The following is an 18,819-nucleotide window of genomic DNA, read 5'->3' as shown; positions in this document are numbered from 1 at the left end:
GAAAAAAGGGTGATTGCCGTAAAGCCAATCACCCTGAGGGAAACTCAGTCAGGCTGATGGCGAGTTACGAATAACGTAATGACCGTAGCGCTCAGCGAGATGGCGGCGATCAGGCTGAGGAGCAGCGCAGGCCCCCATGACTTGCCATCCGACAACATCAGGAACCCAGTGGCCAGAGCCGGCATGAACCCTGCGATCAGGCCGGAAAGATTGGCCGACAACCCCAGACCGCTGTAATGCAAGTGCGCGGGAAACAGCCGAGTCAGGACATTGCCGATGGGGGCGTAGGCCACGGTTGACAACCCAAGGCCGAGGATCATTGCAAGGTTTATGTACATGGGTTCACGGGTATCAACCAGCCAGAAGATCGGGAAAGCCAGGGCCAGGGTAATGATGTAGCCGATGATCACCGTTTGCGTCGAGCCAATCCGATCAGCCAGCTTGCCGGACACCACGAGAGTGATCATTTGCATGATCGCTCCACAGGTCAACGCCGTGAGAATGACGTGGCTAGGCAAGTTCAGCGTCTTGGTGACATAGCTGATCATGAACGCGGTGATGATGAAGAAACCGGCATTGCAATACAGATAGGTGGCGATGCCCAGCACGAGCCGTCCAGGAACTTGGCGGAATAGTTCGAGCACCGGCATTTTCTCGGTTTTGTTCTCACTGGCCAGGCGTTGAAAAGCCGGAGTCTCTTCGACTTTCCAGCGCAACCACAGTGCTACGCCAACCAGCACGATGGACACCGCAAATGGCACCCGCCACGCCCATTCCAGGAACGCGTCGCCCGGCAAAGAAGCGGCCAGGGCGACAGCACCCGACGACAGCAAGGTGCCCGTCGGCGAACCCAGCTGCACAATGGCAGCGTACAGGCCGCGCTTTTTCGGTGGCGCATATTCGATCGCCAGCAATGTTGCACCGCCCCATTCACCACCTGCAGCAATACCTTGTACGGCACGCAGGATAGTCAGCAAAATCGGGGCGACGATACCGGCCGTGGCGTAGGTCGGCAAAAAGCCGATCATGGTCGTGGCCAGTCCCATCATCATCACGGTGATGACCAATGCGCTGCGACGCCCATATTTGTCACCGATATGCCCAAAAATCACTGCTCCCAGGGGGCGGGCAGCAAAACCAACACCGAAACTTAAGAATGCTCCCATGATCGAGATAGCCGGGACGTCACCAGGGAAAAACAGCGGCGCGAATACGATCGCCGCCACGGTGCCGAACAGGAAAAAGTCGTACCACTCCAGGGCAGTACCGATATAGGCAGCGATCACGATTTTGCGTGTCTGCGCCGCATCGAGACTCACCGGGACAGATCCCGGCTCGTCAGTCGATCTCACAGGGAGTGTGGTGGATTTCATTCGTACTCCGTTTTTCTTAGCTGTTATAGGTTTTTTCGAGCGGCGTCGCTTCAGAAAATTTTGAATGGTACGTTGACGATCAGGCGAAATTCTTCAAGGTTGCCTTCGATCTGATTTTCACTCGCGCGATGCCAGGCGTATCCGCTGAGTAGGTTGACCCCTTTCAGCTGTCCGGACTGGACGACATAACTGACGAAGGTTCCAACTTCGTAGTGGCTTTCATCACTCTGCTTGAGGACGGAGGAATAGATGCCGTTGCGGCCGCCATCATAGTCAGTGCCATCAATGCCCCACCCCTTGATGTACCAGAGAATGGTCTTGAAGCCCGGGACGCCGTACGCCGTGAAATCGTTGCTGTAGTTGACTTGGAATGAGCGTTCATTTGGCCCGTTGTAATACGAGAGCATTGTGTTCGGCAGATTGATCGCATTGGATTCGGCCACATAGTCGAAATATTCATCCCCCTTGATCTGCTGCAGTCCGACTTTCAACGTATGGTTCTTGTAGGTCGGGGTGATGCTCAGGCCATACGCCTGCTGGTCGATGGTTCCCGCCACTTCCCGGCCGCTGGACTGGGTGTTGTAGAAGTCGAACTGGACATCTGTGGTGATCTCATCCCACTTGAATTTCTGCCCCAGCCCCAGGTATTGCCGATCCCAGATGTCCTCGAAACGCGAGGCATACGCACTGGCGCGCCACCCATTGCTGACCAGATAGTCGGCACCGGCGTAGGCCACCCAGTCGCTGGTGACCAGACGTGAGCCGAAACTGGGAGTCAAGTCCTGGCTGCCTGCACCGGTTCGCGGGGTTGCCTGGTCAAAGTATCCGGATTTGATCGTCAAGCCTTCAATGTCATGACTTTCCAACGAGACCCCGTCGAAGGCCGCAGGCAGAGTTCGGGTATCGGAATAACCCATTACGGGAGTCTTGACCTGATGTCTGCCGACTTTAAGCACCGTGTCGGACACCTTGAACTTCAACGCCGCGACACCGACCTTGCTCCAGTCATCAACTACATTGCCATCCTTGTCGACCAGCAAACGATTGCTGCCACCTGCGGTCGCCAGTTTGCTCCGCTCCAGCGCAATCGCAGAATAGGCCGACAGATCAATGCCAAAACCGAGCATGCCTTGGGTGAACCCGGACACGTAGTCGAGCTTGAAGCCTTCCAGCCAAGCTGTCCGGTCCCTAACGGGCCTGCGTCCTTCAGAGGTCTGCGCGGAAAAGTAGGTGTCCTTTCTGCCGATTTCGTGCGAGTACCACATTCGGGTATTGAGCATCAGCGAACTGTCCTCGACAAAGCCGGTTTCCTTGGCCTGAACCCCCATAGAAGCTAGAAAAAGAGCGGCCGCGAGCGACCCGGCCACCTGAGGTGCCGAACGAACCTTATTCATAACTGAACGCCTTATAATTTTTGTGATGGCAGGCAGAAACTTGGACTTAAGCGTTTTTTGTTTTTTTATTGGGCGGGGTTGAGGCCGCACCAGCGTGCGATGAACACGGCTAGAACCTTTGTGACATCCATCATGCTGTCGATCGAAACCCATTCGTCAATGCCGTGAATGGAGCCGCCGACAGGGCCGTAACACGTTGCGGGAATCCCACCGTACAAGTTGAAAAACCGCGCGTCGGTGGCGCCCTCGAACGTCACCAGGGGTACTGCTTCACCGATCACATCGGCATAGGTTTTTTGTAGCGAGGTGATCACAGGCTGGTTCATATCGATCTCACAACCCTGCGCCTGAAATCCGCCATAAGTGACGTGGTACTGAGCAGAGAGATGAGCCGGATGCGCCAGGAACAATGCTTCGAGTCGAGCTTCGACCTCAGCCTTGATCTGCTCCACGGTTTTTTCCGGATAAAACCCAATGCGGATATCCAGACGGCACATCGACGGTACTGAAGACGTCCATTCACCACCCTGGATCTTGCCTAAGTTGAAGTTGATCGGTTTAGGATGGTGGTTGTAGCAGTGATGCCGGTTCGCAGGCTCGTTCCACTCGCTTTCAAGTGTTTTGAGGCCGGCGAACATCGCCAATGCAAAATCTACCGCGCTACTGCCCTGCGTCGCTTGGGCCGCATGTGCTGGTTTGCCGCTAATTTCCACGGACAACCAGAGCACGCCCATCTGGCACGTCATCAAACCTGCGGTCGGCTCGGTAATAATGGCAGCGTCGGCAGTGTGTCCGGCGACCAGGCAGGCTAACGCGCCGTTTCCCGTGCATTCTTCTTCAATCACCGACTGCAGAATGACCTTGGCTGCAGGCTCGTAGCCCAGTCGTTTTAAGGCCTTGAACGCCATGATGTAGCTGACGATGCCGGCTTTCATGTCCGAAGCGCCGCGGCCAATCAGCTTGTCGCCGTCGACCCATGGCTGGAAAGGCGGCCGGGTCCATAGTCGCTCATCCCCTACTGGAACCACGTCTATATGGCCATTGAAAATAATCGACTTGCCCTGCACCACTGATGGCCGATGCGTGCCGATCACGTTGACTCGACCATCGTAGGAAACCAGCGATGGCGAGTACCCTGGGTGATCCTTGATTTGGCTTTCGTCGATCGTCAGCGCCTGAACTTCAAGTTTGAGCTCATCGGCAAACACTCTTTCCATTACGCTCTGCGCCGATTGTTCTTCACCCAGCAGAGAGGCGTGGGATACCAGCTCGCTGAGCAAGGCGATCGAATCGTCGCGCAGCGTCTCGACCGCGGCAACGATGTCTTTCTCAAGCGCACTAATGCTTATTTTTTTCATTATTCAGGTCCACAGGTAGCTGGATGTGGGAGGATCGTAAATTCAGCTAACCATGCCGTCCAATGCTGATTTGTTGGACTATATATGCTTAAAAAGCATGGTATTGATCAGCACAAATTGACTTGCAAACCCGCTCGAGCCGGACTGCATCGAGCGGGCCACCACAATCCGCTACAGCTGAATCCAGGTGGCTTTAAGCTCGGTATATTTGTCGAAAGCATGCAGCGACTTGTCGCGACCGTTACCTGACTGCTTGAAACCTCCGAACGGTGCAGTCATGTCACCCCCACTGTACTGGTTGACCCAGACACTACCGGCACGCAGAGCTTTTGCGGCCAGGTGCGCCCTCGACAGATCCCGAGTCCAGACTGCTGCTGCAAGCCCGTAAGGACTGTCGTTGGCGATCTCAATCGCTTGCTCCAAAGAGTCGAAAGAGATAACTGAGAGCACAGGGCCGAACACCTCTTCACGTGCGATATCCATGGCGTTGTCGACCCCATCAAACAGCGTTGGCTCGACATAGGCACCACCACTTTCTGCACGCACTTGCCGACCACCACCACGCAAGATCGCGCCCTGTCTTTGCGCTCTATCGATATGCGCCAAGACACTCTGCAGGTGCTGGTGGTCGACGACGGCACCCGCCATGCTCAACGGGTCTAGCGGATGTCCAGGTACCCATGCCCGCAATGCTTCAATGACCATGGCAACAAAATCTTCTTTGATGCTTCGCTCCACCAGCAGCCTCGAACCCGCCGTGCAGACCTCTCCCTGATTGAACGCAATGGCCGCTGCTGCGGCTTGCGCCGCCACCTGCAGGTCCGGAGCATCAGCACAGACGATGTTGGCGCTCTTGCCACCCGCCTCCAGCCAGACACGTTTCATGTTCGACTCACCGGCATATACCAGCAATTGTTTGGCGATACCTGTGGACCCGGTAAACACCAGCGTGTCGACGTCCATGTGCAGCGCCAATGCCTTGCCCACGGTGTGCCCGTAACCCGGTAAAACGTTGAACACCCCCGCAGGAATGCCCGCGTCCAGCGCCAGTTGAGCCAGACGAATCGCGCTGAGCGGCGAGCGCTCGGAAGGTTTCAGAATCACCGAGTTGCCGGTGGCAAGCGCCGGGCCGAGCTTCCACGCACTCATCATCAGCGGGAAATTCCACGGCACAATCGCCGCGACCACACCTATCGGCTCACGCGTTACCAGGCCTAATTGATCATGGGGCGTGGCAGCCACTTCGTCGTAGATCTTGTCGATTGCCTCGCCGCTCCAGCGAATCGCGTCGACCGTCGCCACCAGGTCCATACCCAGGGCATGGGCAATGGGTTTGCCCATGTCCAGGGTCTCCAGCAACGCCAGTTCTTCACTGTGTTGCTCGATCAGCGCCGCGAAACGCAACATGATTTGCTTGCGGGCAACGGGTGCCTTGCGTGACCAGTGCCCGGATTCAAATGCCTTGCGTGCAACCGCCACGGCAAGTTGCGCGTCATCGGCATCACAACTTGCCACCTGACCCAGTACGCGGCCATCCACCGGACTCACACATTCGAACGTGGCACCCTTCGACGCCGCGGTGTAACGCCCGTCGATAAATGCTCGAGTTTCAATCGACAGCGACAGCGCACGTTGCTGCCATTGAGCATGGGTCAATTGAGCCATGGGAATTCCTTAGCGAGAGAGAGAAGACAATCAGCGGTGCAGATCGCTCATGCGCATATCTGGCCCCAGCAGGTCCTGAGGGATGCGTATTTCGATGATGCTGAAGGTGTCGCTGGACAGAGCACGATCAAGTGCGCTGGCGAATTGTTCAGTCTCGGTCACCGTTTCACCGTGACCACCAAACGCGCGGGCGTAGGCGGCGAAATCCGGGTTGACCAGATCGGTACCACTGATGCGTCGGGGGTGATGAATTTCCTGGTGGGTTCGAATGGTTCCGTACATGCCGTTGTTCAATACGATGATCAACGGCTTCAATCCCAAGCCTCGGGCAACCGCCAACTCCTGGCCGTTCATCATGAAGCAGCCATCGCCAGCCACCGAAACCACTTGCCGCTGCGGATGTGCAAGGGCAGCCGCGATAGCAGCTGGAACGCCGTAGCCCATGGAACCGTTGCGTGGCGACAATTGCGCTGGATAACCGTTGAACCGCAGGTAGCGCCCGGCCCATCCGGCATGGTTACCCGCGCCCCAGGTGCCGATCGCATCTTCTGGCAAGGACTGTTGCAAGTGCTCGAAAATGACATTGAGGTCGATGCGCCCGCCCAGTGGCGGTGGCCGACGATAGCGTTCGCCGTCCTGACGCAACGCTCGAGTACGCTCACCCCAAGGCAGCGGCGAAGCGGGAGTCAAGGTCTCGAGTGCGCGAGCAAATCCAGGCATTTGCGAGATGATCCGCAATGCTTGGGGATGCGCGGCACCCAGGCAGTCCGTATCGGGTAATACCGTCACCAGTGTGGCTGCATTCCATTGCACAGGGAGCAGCGCCCAGCTATCTGTAACGATGTCGCCCAACGGTGAACCAATGCCAATCACCAGGTCCGCGTCACGCAAGGCATCGGCCATGGCGCTTGAACGTCCATAGCCAAGCGACCCGACAAAAGACGGCGAACGATGGTCGATCAGATCCATGCAATTGAAGTCCACGGCAACCGGCAACTCGTAGCGCTCGGCCCACTGCTGGACCTGTCGGGTCGCCAGCGGCGTCCAGCCCCCACCACCCAGTATCACCAAAGGTTTCAGAGCACCGGCCAACAGACTTTCCAGCTCGGCAATGGCATCCGGGCCGGCCACAGCTTGCAGGGAGCGGATGGGCTGGACGGCCTGCGCCTGCACTCGATCACGCAACATGTCTTCCGGCAGCCCGATCACCACCGGCCCGGGCCGACCTGTGCGCGCCAGCGCAAAGGCGCGAGATACGATCTCAGGAATACGTTCGGCGTGCTCAATCTGGAACACACCTTTGCTGGTAGTACCGAACCAGCCATCCAGATCGAACTCCTGGAAGGACTCGCGGTAAGTTTCCGCGCGAGGAATGAGCCCGACAAACAGTACCAAAGGCACGCTGTCCTGCCAGGCGGTGTGCATGGCAACCATGGCGTTCGCCGCACCTGGACCTCGGGTCACCATGAACACGCCAGTGTTCCCGGTGATTCGAGCGTGGGCGTCGGCCATGTAACCCGCGCCACCCTCCTGACGACAAACCACCAGCTTGATCGGTGAATCGTGTAATGCATCCAGCACTTCCAGATAACTTTCACCCGGAACGCAAAACACTGTCTGCACACCTTCGTGAGTTAACTGGTCAACGACAAGCTGACCACCAGTGCGTTTAAACATCGCCCATTCCTCGATTGTTTTGAGATGCCGGGCGCGTTAGGCGCCTCAGGAATGTGGCGAAGACTAAGGATCGCTAACAATGTCGTCTAATGCTGAATGTTTTTAGTTTCAATGCTTTTTGCGCATACCCATAAGCACTGATAAAGAGCTGATGCTTATCCTCTTGGGCTTGAAAATCACCGAACGCCGGCTAAAAAAGGACAGGGTGTCAGTTCCACAAAAAAACGGGCACCTTCAAGATGCCCGTTTTGATTTACGCCGACGCCGACGCCGACGCCTGCGCCCGTAACCGTTTACCGATCACTTCCAGCAGGTCACAACCATCACGCAGCGGAATGGCCAGCAGTCTGGAAAAGTCCGCCAGCACGACAGTGTCGCAACCAATCTCGGCGCGGAAGGCGATGTTTTCCAGCACCTGCGTGACCGTGCGGATGCGGTAATCGGCCATTGTTTGGAGGACGTCGAGTGGGGCTTGAGTGTCGATGAGCAGTGCGGCCGGAATCGCGTCGATTCCGGAAAGGGGGGCGTATCGATTCATTTGAAGATCTCTGTTTGATTGGCTCAATGCCGTCACTCAGTCGTCGCCAAACGATTGGGTGGCAGCTGTACGCAGGTTGGCGAACCGGCACAGAGAACACCGGCAGACCCGAAGGTCTCCCGCGCACAGCCGCCATAAAAAAAGCGGCTTTGCGGGTGCGATGGCCCCTGCGAACAAAGCACATAGGCATCGCATTGTCTGTAATCAAGTCGCCAAACCTGAATAGCCATTGTGGGCGACGCTGCGGACTACAAGCTTCATCGGAACAGCGGGCAAGGTCAGGCCCAATCAAGGGGTGCTCAACCAAGCCCTTTCACTTGTTCGGGAAACGCTCAAATTACGTAAGGCTCGAACAGGCATCGCACATTCACCCTCGCCTTCAGTTTCGCAGCCAGCATATACAACCCACCTACCTTGCGATGCAGAAACAGGACATCCACCGGTGGCGTGTGCCAGAAATCGCGATCGGCACCCAGTTGCCACCCTGCATCGCGCAAGCGTCCTGCGAGGTCGGACATCGCAAAGTCATAGGCACCTTGATGCCGCAGTGGCTCGCAGGCCTGGCAGATGAGGTCAGTCAGCAATAACCGATGCCTGGGCAGGGTTTCAGGCTGAAAGTAGCCGACATCTAGCGCTGCCTCGGTGATGGCGGCGCGGTCCTCACGCAGGCCTGCAACGAGCAGTTTGCGAAATGCCTCGGTGCTGTTGCGGCTATAAAGGCGCGTGGCACCGAAGTCGAGCAACACTAACTGCCCGGTTTCTGGCTGGTAACGGTAGTTGGCAAAGTTGGGGTCGGTCTGGACGCACTGAAACTCAAACACCTCGCGCAGAAGCAGGCCGAACAGCAATGTCATGATGCGGTCGCGCTCTGCCTGTGGCGCGTGTTCAAGGGTCTCCAGTGGGCCGCCGTCGGCGAAGGACATCACCAGAATGTTCGGCGTACTGAACTCGACATACTGGCGAGGAACCAGAAAGTCCGGACTGTCGGCTAACAGTTGGTGAAAGCGCTGTAAGTGCATGGCTTCTTTCAGGTAATCCGCTTCATTTTGCAGTAGAAGCTTGGCCTCCTGGAGCAGCGGAGCGACGTCCATGCCGTGAGGCAGCAGCCCGGACATGCGCAGCAAAGCAGCGACGTTATCCACATCGCTGGAGATACTTTCGCGCACACCTGGATATTGCACTTTGATTGCCAGACGCTGGCCGTCTTTGCCTTGCGCAGCATGAACCTGGCCGATGGATGCTGCCGCAAATGGCGTGAAGGAAAACCGTTCGAAGCGCCCTTCCCAGCCCTTACCCCAGCTTTCGTTAAGGACCTTTACCAACTGGCTCATGGGCATCGGATGCGCGTCGGAACGCAGGCGAGAAAGAATGTCGCTAAGCTCGCTCGGTAACAAATCCCCCGCATCCATGGATAACAACTGTCCGACTTTCATGGCCGCACCACGCAATTGCGACAGTTGCTCGGCCACCCGTTGCGCATTACCCGGCGTCAACAGCAGGTCACTGAACGCCGGACGTTTACCTTGAGCCAACTGCCGCGCACCTTCGGCCAGCATGCCGCCCACCACGCCCGAGGCCAAACTGCCAAAACGCATCAGCCGCGACAAGCGACTGCCCGGCACTGCAGACGATTCGGGCAGGCGCGGTTTCACGAATAAACAACTAAAGCGATTGCGCCAATAAGCAGGCAAACGCTAGCCACAGCAGTCAGGCGCAATCGCAATGGCAGGTACCAGGCTTGCAGGCTCACCACCCGAACCAACTGTCTGTCTTGCCAGAAGTGGACGACAAATCCGACGATCAACAGCAAGCAACCCAATGGCACCGGCAGCAACGTGCTGAGCCAACCGATAAGAGCCGGGATGACGCTCCATATAAGCCGGTCGCGGCGCCGTTCGGCACTCATGTTTTGCACTGACATACCGAAGCCCCAGTGCAAGGCGCCGATGAAGCTCAGGATGACAGCGCCATAGTTGACCAGCGCCTCAGCCCAAAACGGTCGATATTCTTGAGAAGTGAGGATGAGTAGCGCGAGACCCAAAAACGGTAGCAAACCGCCATAGCCCAGCAGGACGATATGCCTTGGCGGCGAGATCGAAGACGACAGGTTCATTTCAGTTTCTTCCAGTGCCGGATATACAAGACTGTAGACCCAAAAGCTGCGGACTGATGCCAATGCTTTGCGCTGGTACAGTGGTTTAATGCTTTCCTTGATTGACCGGCTGCTTTGGATCGATTGCAGTGCTTTGCGCCAGGCAGCGAACTGAAAAAAGCAGACGTCTAGAATGCCTATCCCCTGAAATGGCTTGCACCTGTTTCACCGTACCACCGGCGCATGCTCGGCCATCAATTCCATCACCCAGTCGATAAATGCCCGCACCTTGGCGCTGACATGGCGATTCGGCGGGAATGCCAGATACATCGGCATTGGCGGCATGTGCCAGTCCTCAAACAGCGGCAGCAACTCGCCGCTGGCCAGGTGCGGTTTGGCCATGTACTGCGGTAGCCAGATCATGCCCAGCCCAGCCAGGCCAGCGGCGAGGTAGGCATTGCCGTCGTCGACCGTCAATTGCGGGCGGCCTCGGGCCTCAATGCGCTCCTCACCCCTCTGCATCGCGTAAGGCAAGGTTTTGCCAGTACGAAACCAGAGGAAGCCGACGGTACTGTGCTTGCCCTCGTCCAGCTCACGGGGATGCTCCGGCGTACCGAAGCGCTGCAGATAGTCGGGCGCGGCGTAGATGCCCAGTTTCAAATCGCCCACATGCCTTGCCACGAGGAACTGATCGGTGATCTCACCGCCACGTAACACGCAGTCGACGTTTTCGCCAATGATGTCGACGATGCGATCGCTCACGCCCAGGGTCAGCTGGATTTCCGGGTAGCGAGCAAAGAACCCCGGCAAGGCGGGTATCAGCAGCATTCTCGCCAGTGGACTGGGTACATCCACACGCAGCCGCCCGCGCGGTGTCATCGATGCGCTGGACAGGCTGGTCTCGGCGTCGTCCATATCGACCAGTAGGCGGACGACGCGCTCATAGTAGGCCGCGCCGTCGGCGGTGACATTGACCTTGCGTGTGGTGCGGTTGAGCAGGCGCACGCGTAGCCTCGCTTCCAGTTGCTGAACGAGCTGCGTCACAGTGGTCTTGCTCATGTGCAGGGTGGCTGCTGCCTTGGTGAAGCTGCCGGTTTCCACTACTCGGGCAAAGGCCTGCATTGCATCGAAACGGTCCATTTCACGCCTCTCTCGGGTCTGGATAATTTGGATTCTACAAACAGTCATGACCAGAGTTGCCCGTTTATCCAGGTCTGCCTTCTTTCTACAGTGGCTCCATCGTAAACAGCGGGCCGCGATGGCCCCGAAGGAGCTATGCAATGATCAGCAAACGTGATGTCGTTTTCCCGCCTGACCGCCATGCACTGTACGAACTGCACCGCTACTCGCCGGCGATTCGCTCCAACGGCTTTCTGTTCGTATCCGGTCAGGTCGGCAGCCGCAAGGATGGCTCGGCCGAGTCGGACCTCGCGGCACAGGTTCGCCTGGCCTTCACCCATCTCAATGCGATCCTGGCCGAGGCCGGCAGTCGTTTCGAGGATGTGGTCGACACGACCATTTTCATCGTAGACCCCGACTCGAAATTCGAAACTATCTGGGAAGTTGCGGCCGAGTACTGGGGCGACGCGCCCTACCCCACGGCGACCGTTATAGGCGTGACCTGGTTGTCCGGCTTTGACTTCGAGATCAAGGTGATCGCCAAACTACCGCAATAGTGCCGGCCAGGGTCTTTTACCGGGTCGCTGTAAAAAGTAAGCCTCCAACCGAACATGCCGTCAGCAATTGGAAAAACGCTTAACTGGACGACGTCGCAGATGAACTCACCCGCGCCCTGCCTGCCTTCTTCGCTTCGTAGAGTTGCTTGTCCGCAACTTCTATCAAAGCCTGGAATTCAAGTTCTCTAGTAGGAGTCAATGTTGCAACGCCTAGGGAAACAGTCACAACACGATCTACATCAGAAGCAGAATGTTCGATGCCCAATGCCCGAACTCGCTCCTGCATTCTTTCTGCAATCTCGACCGCCCCCGAAAGCACGGTATTGGGCAGAATGCAGGCGAACTCTTCGCCACCATATCGAGCCACCAGGTCATAGGGCCGTCTAACTGTTTCAGATAACGTTTGGGCAACGGATTTCAAGCAATCATCGCCAGCCTGGTGTCCGTACCGGTCGTTGTAGAGTTTGAAATAGTCGACATCCACCAAAATGAGCGATAGCGGCTTTTGCTCTCTAAAGCACAGACGCCAACCCGCCATTATGTCCTCATTAAATTTACGTCGATTGGCCACTCCAGTAAGCCCATCCATCAACGCCATGGAACGCAGCAGATCGCTCTGTAGTTTCAGGGTCAGATGTGTTCTGACCCGTGCTCTGACAATGGTGGCATTGATGGGTTTGGTGATGAAGTCGACCGCGCCAAGCGCCAGCCCCTGCATCTCATCTGACTCCTGCTGCTGTGCGGTAATGAAGATGATGGGTATGCCTTGGGTCATAGGATCAACCTTGAGTCGACGGCAGACTTCATGCCCGTCCATACCCTCCATGACCACGTCCAGCAGAATCAAATCGGGCAGTTGGTTCTGGCATACGCCGATTGTCTGCTCACCGCTGGTGGCCATGAACACATCACAGTCCTCACGAAATAGCTCATGAAGTACCCGGATATTAGTCGGTTGATCGTCAACAATAAGGAGTTTTGGACGTTTAAAGGAATGGGGTAACCAGGTTTCCATCGATTGTTCCATCAGGCAGATCTCAGCAGATCACGACCAATCGGCATCGCAGCGCGAAAGTCTAGCGACTGCACCCTGACAACCAGTTCGTCGAACTGTGGGCGCAGGGAGTGCGGCATTTTTGGCGCCAATGCGTCTGCCAGTTCTATGGCTTGCAGGTTTCCCGTTTCCAGCAATAGCAAAATCTCCTCCAGGGAGTCTCTCCATTGCGCCGACGCCATGGAGTCCTCGTCAGCATTGCTTTCAACACGCAGGTCCTGGGCAAAATCGGCATTCATTTGCTCAAGGCTCTGTTGCAGTAACCTGCCCAACCCGTCAAACCATATCGGGTCGGCCAAAAGACTGGCTACAGACTCAGAATCGGCAGATTTTAGTTTGTGCTCCAGGTCGCCTGCCAGCAGCGACAATGCCTTGGCGCCCATAGTGCCGCTGCTACCTTTAATGGTATGGAGTACAAACGCAGCTCCCGATGCATCTTGCCGCTGGATCTGATCACGCAACTGCACAAGCTGTTTTTCCATCTCAGGGCCAAAGGTACGCAGCACGTTACGGATCAAATCAAGGTCTCCACCAAAGCGGTCAATAGTTGATGCACGAGACTCTATAACGCCGTCTCCTGAATTGACTTGTCCCAAGGTCAATGTTGCCTGGCTATCTTCACTGCCCGCCTGAGAGAGCAGCGTTACGACGAGTTGCTCCAGGTCTATAGGTTTACCGATATGATCATTCATCCCCGCAGCAAGGCAGGCTTCACGATCGGTATTGGAGACATTTGCGGTCATCGCCACAATCGGCAGTGTTGCAAAGCGTGGGATCGATCTAATGCGACGAGTCGCCTCCAAGCCATCAATGTCTGGCATCTGGATATCCATTAGTACGACGTCGAAGGACACACGCTCATTCATCACCTTGCTCACACCTTCCAGCCCGCCTTCAGCCAGTGTCACCAGCGCGCCTTCCCTTTTCAGTAACTCATTGGCTACCTGTCGATTGAGCATGTTGTCTTCCACCACCAATAGCCGTAGCCCGGCCAGACGTGGTGGTCTCTCAAGCGTTGAGCGGGGAACGGGGGACTGCAGAAGGTCTTTGCCCTTGAATGCTCTCTGGACAGCGTCGGCCAGCTGTTTGGGAGTGACAGGTTTGGTGAGGAACCCCACGAAGGGAGCGTCTCCCGCCTGGTGGACGTCGGCCAATACCTCGCGGCCGTATGCCGTGATCATAATGACCATCGGAGGTGGTACGCCGTTAACCCGCTGCTGGATCAATTGCGCAGCGCGCAGCCCATCCATATCGGACATCCGCCAGTCCATCAGCACCACGTCGTAGGCCTCACCTCGCGTTTGGGCTTTCTTCACCCATTCCACCGCTTGTGTGCCACTGCTGACGCGGTCAGCCTTCCATCCCAATCCATGAACGGTTCGCAATAGCAATTCACCTGCCATGGCGTTGTCGTCGACGACCAGAATCCGTAAGGACACATGGATTCCAGTGCCGGCGGTTCCCGGCAGTGACGTCGGCGCTACATCCAGAGTGATATCGAACCAGAAACGACTCCCGACACCTTGCTGGCTCTCCACGTGAAGTTCACCACCCATCAGGGTGACCAACCGCTTGCAGATCACTAATCCCAGGCCTGTGCCGCCAAAGCGCCGGGAAGTCGAGGCCTCGGCCTGAGTGAAACCTTCAAAAATGCGCTCAAGCTGTTCCGGGCTGATACCAATGCCGGTATCAGAAACGGCGATGCGCAAGCTCACAGCATTCTCCGTGCGCATCAGTTGTTCAATGCTGACCACGATCTGGCCTTCCAGGGTGAACTTGAGGGCATTGCCCGCCAGATTGATCAGTACCTGCTGCAGTCGCAGGCTATCGCCGATCAGGTCGTTCGGTAAATTGGAGTCCAGGTCGAACATGACCTCAACCTGCTTCTCGCCCTGGTTACCTGCCAGCACTACCGCGAGGTCACACAAGAGCGGTTCGAGCTCGAACGGGTGCACATCAAGTTGCAGTTTGCCCGCCTCAATCTTGGAGTAATCGAGGATGTCATTGAGTAAACCCAGCAGTGATTTTGCAGCGGTCTGCGCTTTGATCACATAATCGAGTTGGCGGCCATTGAGGTCAGTGTTCTGTACCAACTGCAACATACCCAACACCGCGTTCATCGGTGTGCGTATTTCATGACTCATGTTGGCCAGGAAGGCAGACTTGGCCGCACTCCCTGCATCGGCCCGTTCCTTGGCGTAAAGCAGATGAGACTCCAGCTCGCGCTGGACGGTGATGTCCCGATTGATACCGGTCACCCGCGAAGCTGCACCGTTTCGATCGCGTTCGACCTGCGCGCCTGCATGTATGAAGCGGATCTGACCGTCCGGGCGAACGACACGAAAAATAGTGTCATACACATCAGTCCCCTCGACGGCAGCATTCAGCTTTGCAGCCGCTGCCACGACATCCTCAGGGTGAACACGTGAATACCAGTGCATATAGTTCACACCGGTATGCCGCAACGTCAGTGGCTGCCCGTAGAACTCGAACATACGGTCATTCCACTGCAGGTTATTGTCGGCCAACGTCCAGGACCAGACGCCCAATTCTGCCACTTCAGCAGCCATCAGCAGTTGATCGTGCACAGCCATCAGTTCGCTGCGTTGTTCCAGTGTCGTCTTCAGGCTCGCCGCCAGTTCCTTTTCTGCCGCTTTACGTTCGGTGATGTCTACCGCAATCCCCAGGTAACCGCTCAATACCCCATCGGCATCGCGCATGGAGGTGACCACTAGCGTGACAGGAAACCGCGAGCCATCCTTGCGTGTGTAAGTCCACTCCCGGGTTTCTGCGCCTTCAAGCTCAGGTTTATGGGTAAGGACACGGAAACCGTCGATAGGCTGAGCGTACTCCTCGCTCAGCTCAACGCCACGTGCAGCGACTTCCTCTGTGACATGGAAGAGCGCCGGGGTGCCTTTGCCTGCCAACTCAACGGCGTCATAACCCAGCAAATGCTCGGCGCCTTTGTTGAACACACGGATAACCCCATCGAGATCCGTCGCAATGATCGATACCTCAGTAGCAGAGCGTAGTACCGTGTCCAACAACAGATTGAGATGCCGCAACTCGGATGTTCGTTGCGCAACCTGCTCTTCGAGGTTGGAGTTGAGTTCAAGGATTCGGGCCTCTGCCACTTTTTTCGCCGAGATATCCCTTAATGTCTTGGACGCCCCAATGACGCCACCACCCTCGCCATAAATGGGTGAGATGCTGACGGAGACATCGATCAGTCGCCTGTCTTTGTGATGGCGTTGCGTATCAAAGCTGTCGATGCGCTCACCCGCCCTGATGCGCGCAAGGATATGAGCTTCCTCTGTGACAAGCGCTAGCGGAACTATCAAATTGGCCAGTGTCTGGCCCACGGCTTCCTCGGTGGTATAACCAAAAAGGTGCTCGGCCCCTTGGTTCCAGTTGGTGACGACGCCATCGAGGTTTTTTCCAATAATGCCGTCGCCCGAGCTTTCGACGATGGAAGCCAGGCTTGCCTGCTCGACAAGTATCTGCCGCCGACGTTGACGGCTGACACTCACGACACTCGCCAGGGTCGCAAGAAGAAGCGTGAGAAAGCCACCGAAAAACAGCACGACTTTTGGTGAGACCTGATGCAGGCGCTGGATAAACAGCGAGTTTGCGCCGAGTTCGACTTGCCACCGCCTCCCGTATACCTCGCGCTCCAGCTGATGGGTCATCAGCGTTTCACGGTGACCCGAGTCGGCGGTGCTTTCATAAAACAGTTTCTCTTGTCCTGGGACGGTGATGTCCCTTAATCGTAAATGTACCGTCTCATCTTCTATGCGCAGCCCTCTGAGTACCTCCCCTGTCCGCAACACGACATAGCTCCAGCCAAAAGCTGCGGCCTCGCGATCAGCAACACTCACCGGAGTCACTCCGTCGCGAAAGATAGGCATCAACACCAGGAAAGACTGCTGCGGTTTCCCCATGGCCTGTATTAACGTGATTGGCCCAGTGATCCGTGCAGCACCGCTTTGTATCGAAGATTGTGCCGCCTCTCGCCGCGATGTCTCTGACGCTATGTCCAAGCCAATGGCAGCCTGGTTAGCTTCAGCCGGTTCGACATACTGAATAACGTAGCGCTCGCCTGAATGGGCTGAGAATTGATGAATGGAAAAATCCGCTGGGCCGTCAGATCGAGCGGACTTGAGAAACTCGTTTTCATCGCGCTCTGGTACACGCCTGATAAAACCAAAGGCACTGGCGCCGGGGAACTCGAAAGCGAGGTCACGGGTTCTGTGATATCGGCGAAATACTTCACGGCTAATATCATATTCGCCTGCTGTCAGCACCGCTCCACGAACACCTCGCAAACCGTACTGGTAAAGATTGAGACGCATTAAAACCAACTCTGCGGCCTCTTCGGTCGCAGCTCTAATCGCTTGTTGGGCCTGCTGTTCGTTGCTGCGTTCGAGGATCCAACCTCCCAGAATGCTTGCCCCTAACCCCACGACCAGAGTGATAGCTACCAGCCAGTTCCATGCAAAAAACTTATGCCTTCTCACCCGCATTGCCCCACTGCAGAAGGCCTTCAGCCTTCAAGATTAAAGTTCAAACCCTGTTGGGGCGCCGCAAGATGTCCAACCTGCAAACCACGAATACGCTCATGTCAGGCCAGCTAATCGTTGAAGTCTGTCTATGTCTGGTCCGGGTTCGCCGTTGTTCATGGCGGCAGCAAGGCGCATCACCACTTGTTCACGGCGAACTTGCATGTGGGGCAACGCGTAAATTGCGCCTATCAGCTCGCGTAGAGCCATAGGCAGCCCCCAGCGCGCTTTCAAGCGAATGGCAAAAGGTGCTGAGAAATCACGGACAGCGTGGGTAAGCGTTTCTTCGGCCACGCTATTGCCCTGGTTCTCCCATTTCCGAGTCTGGTACAACACACAGAGTTCGCCCATGCGGTGCAGCAGGGCCGCACTTTGCAGCGGGGCGGGATCCAGGCCACATCGTTGAGCCAGGAGCACCACTCGTTCAGCTAAACGCTCGGCATCATCCAGATGAGCCTGGATAAAAGTCACCAGCATGCCGTCAGGTTGAGTATTGGCCTGTCGCAGGGCCTGGCTAATCGCCAGATTCACGCTGGTAAGCCCTCCTAACCGTGCCAGAGCAGCGTTCAAATTCGTGCATGGCTGGCCGAGCCCGAGATACGCGGCACCGTTGGCGGCGGCAATCAAGTGGGCGCATAGCCCCGGGTCATACTGCCAATCATTGGCGAGTGCTCGTAAATCCATTGGCACCCCGCCATAGCCGAGCTGAAGTTTGTCTTTTACCGAGGCGAGTAAAGGCAAGTCCAACTCATCCGCAGACAAACCACCGAGATAGCTGACCAGGTCTTCAGTGTTGACAGGCATCGCCCGGGGGAGCTCATCAAGCGGAAGGAGCGCGTCCAGGCATTTTACGACGCGCGAAACCTGGAATGGCTTGGTGAAAAAGGCACTGATCCTCAGCGACTTTACCGCCAGTACACTGTCTCGATCAGCGCGCCCGGTGATCATGATCAGCGGCGTGCTTTGATCTTTTTCACGAATTTTCTGCAACAGCTTGACGCCGGGGGCATCCGGTAGATTCCAGTCAGCCATCACCAATTGATAGGTGCCTGGCTCCCAGGCGTCTAACGCGCTAGCGACATCGGTAAAGCAATCGACCTGAGCAACCGGACGGATGCTCAACACGAGCTGTTTTAAAAGATCGGATATCCAGGGATCATCATCCAGGATCATCACACGCATTCGGTAATCCTCAATGGATTGATACCCAACCTCGCAACGTCTTAGCGGCTGGCTATCAGCCAACAGCAAACATGGACGTCGTGGAGATCAGAGGGTGAGGTTGTTACCGAGCGATTTTGAGTAAATCCCGGCAATTTCCCTTTGATTTGCAGCTTGATAGGATCCTTGAAGGATCGAATCTATTCCTGACCCGCGAACTATACAAGCGAGCAAACAGCTCACAGGTAGTTAGGCTGGGGGGTTAGTGGCGA

Annotated in this window: 13 protein-coding genes; 1 reads left to right on the top strand and 12 read right to left on the bottom strand. The window is 56.4% G+C overall.

Annotated elements, in window-relative coordinates:
* Positions 1-44: 44 nt before the first annotated feature.
* From UB23_RS11990 to UB23_RS11950, 9 genes are all read right to left on the bottom strand, one after another.
* A complete protein-coding gene (locus UB23_RS11990; protein WP_045059526.1) occupies positions 45-1,319 on the bottom strand; it encodes an MFS transporter in 1,275 nt (424 codons plus the stop codon).
* 104 nt (positions 1,320-1,423) lie between these two features.
* The gene (locus UB23_RS11985) at positions 1,424-2,767 is read right to left on the bottom strand and encodes an OprD family outer membrane porin (RefSeq protein ID WP_052672984.1); all 1,344 of its coding nucleotides are present in this window, start codon (positions 2,765-2,767) and stop codon (positions 1,424-1,426) included.
* 65 nt (positions 2,768-2,832) lie between these two features.
* The gene (locus tag UB23_RS11980; protein ID WP_045059525.1) at positions 2,833-4,125 is read right to left on the bottom strand and encodes an ArgE/DapE family deacylase; all 1,293 of its coding nucleotides are present in this window, start codon (positions 4,123-4,125) and stop codon (positions 2,833-2,835) included.
* A 171-nt stretch (positions 4,126-4,296) separates the two neighbouring features.
* On the bottom strand, positions 4,297-5,790 hold the full coding sequence (locus UB23_RS11975; protein WP_045059524.1) for an aldehyde dehydrogenase: 1,494 nt from the start codon (positions 5,788-5,790) through the stop codon (positions 4,297-4,299).
* 30 nt (positions 5,791-5,820) lie between these two features.
* The gene (locus tag UB23_RS11970; RefSeq protein ID WP_045059523.1) at positions 5,821-7,467 is read right to left on the bottom strand and encodes a thiamine pyrophosphate-dependent enzyme; all 1,647 of its coding nucleotides are present in this window, start codon (positions 7,465-7,467) and stop codon (positions 5,821-5,823) included.
* A 253-nt stretch (positions 7,468-7,720) separates the two neighbouring features.
* Positions 7,721-8,005 (bottom strand): hypothetical protein, encoded by a 285-nt coding sequence (locus UB23_RS11965; RefSeq protein WP_045059522.1) that lies wholly within the window; start codon positions 8,003-8,005, stop codon positions 7,721-7,723.
* A 332-nt stretch (positions 8,006-8,337) separates the two neighbouring features.
* Complete coding sequence (locus UB23_RS11960) at positions 8,338-9,657, bottom strand: ABC1 kinase family protein (RefSeq protein WP_201777871.1); 1,320 nt, start codon at positions 9,655-9,657, stop codon at positions 8,338-8,340.
* A complete protein-coding gene (locus tag UB23_RS11955; protein ID WP_045059521.1) occupies positions 9,654-10,118 on the bottom strand; it encodes a DUF3429 domain-containing protein in 465 nt (154 codons plus the stop codon). The genes UB23_RS11960 and UB23_RS11955 overlap by 4 nt, the downstream gene beginning before the upstream one ends.
* Before the next feature lie 204 nt (positions 10,119-10,322).
* Positions 10,323-11,237: a LysR family transcriptional regulator gene (locus UB23_RS11950; RefSeq protein WP_045059520.1), complete on the bottom strand. Its 915-nt coding sequence runs from the start codon at positions 11,235-11,237 to the stop codon at positions 10,323-10,325.
* Between the two features lie 140 nt (positions 11,238-11,377).
* Here UB23_RS11950 and UB23_RS11945 point away from each other — a divergent pair, with 140 nt between their 5' ends.
* Positions 11,378-11,773, top strand: coding sequence for a RidA family protein (locus UB23_RS11945; RefSeq protein ID WP_045059519.1), 396 nt, complete (start codon positions 11,378-11,380; stop codon positions 11,771-11,773).
* A gap of 79 nt (positions 11,774-11,852) precedes the next feature.
* On the opposite strand, the gene UB23_RS11940 is transcribed toward UB23_RS11945, so the two are convergent.
* The 3 genes from UB23_RS11940 to UB23_RS11930 all read right to left on the bottom strand — a co-directional run bounded on the left by UB23_RS11940 (position 11,853) and on the right by UB23_RS11930 (position 18,568).
* A complete protein-coding gene (locus UB23_RS11940; RefSeq protein WP_045059518.1) occupies positions 11,853-12,788 on the bottom strand; it encodes a diguanylate cyclase in 936 nt (311 codons plus the stop codon).
* 11 nt (positions 12,789-12,799) lie between these two features.
* Entirely contained in the window at positions 12,800-17,350 is a 4,551-nt protein-coding gene (locus tag UB23_RS11935) for a CHASE domain-containing protein (RefSeq protein ID WP_045059517.1), read from the bottom strand.
* Positions 17,351-17,443: 93 nt separating this feature from the next.
* Complete coding sequence (locus UB23_RS11930) at positions 17,444-18,568, bottom strand: response regulator (protein WP_045059516.1); 1,125 nt, start codon at positions 18,566-18,568, stop codon at positions 17,444-17,446.
* Positions 18,569-18,819 lie beyond the last annotated feature (251 nt).

It is taken from the genome of Pseudomonas sp. ES3-33, from assembly GCF_000952175.1.
Classification (GTDB): Bacteria; Pseudomonadota; Gammaproteobacteria; order Pseudomonadales; family Pseudomonadaceae; genus Aquipseudomonas; species Aquipseudomonas gregormendelii.
Note: the sequence above shows the minus strand (reverse complement) of the source record. Positions and strands in the feature narration are given on the sequence as shown.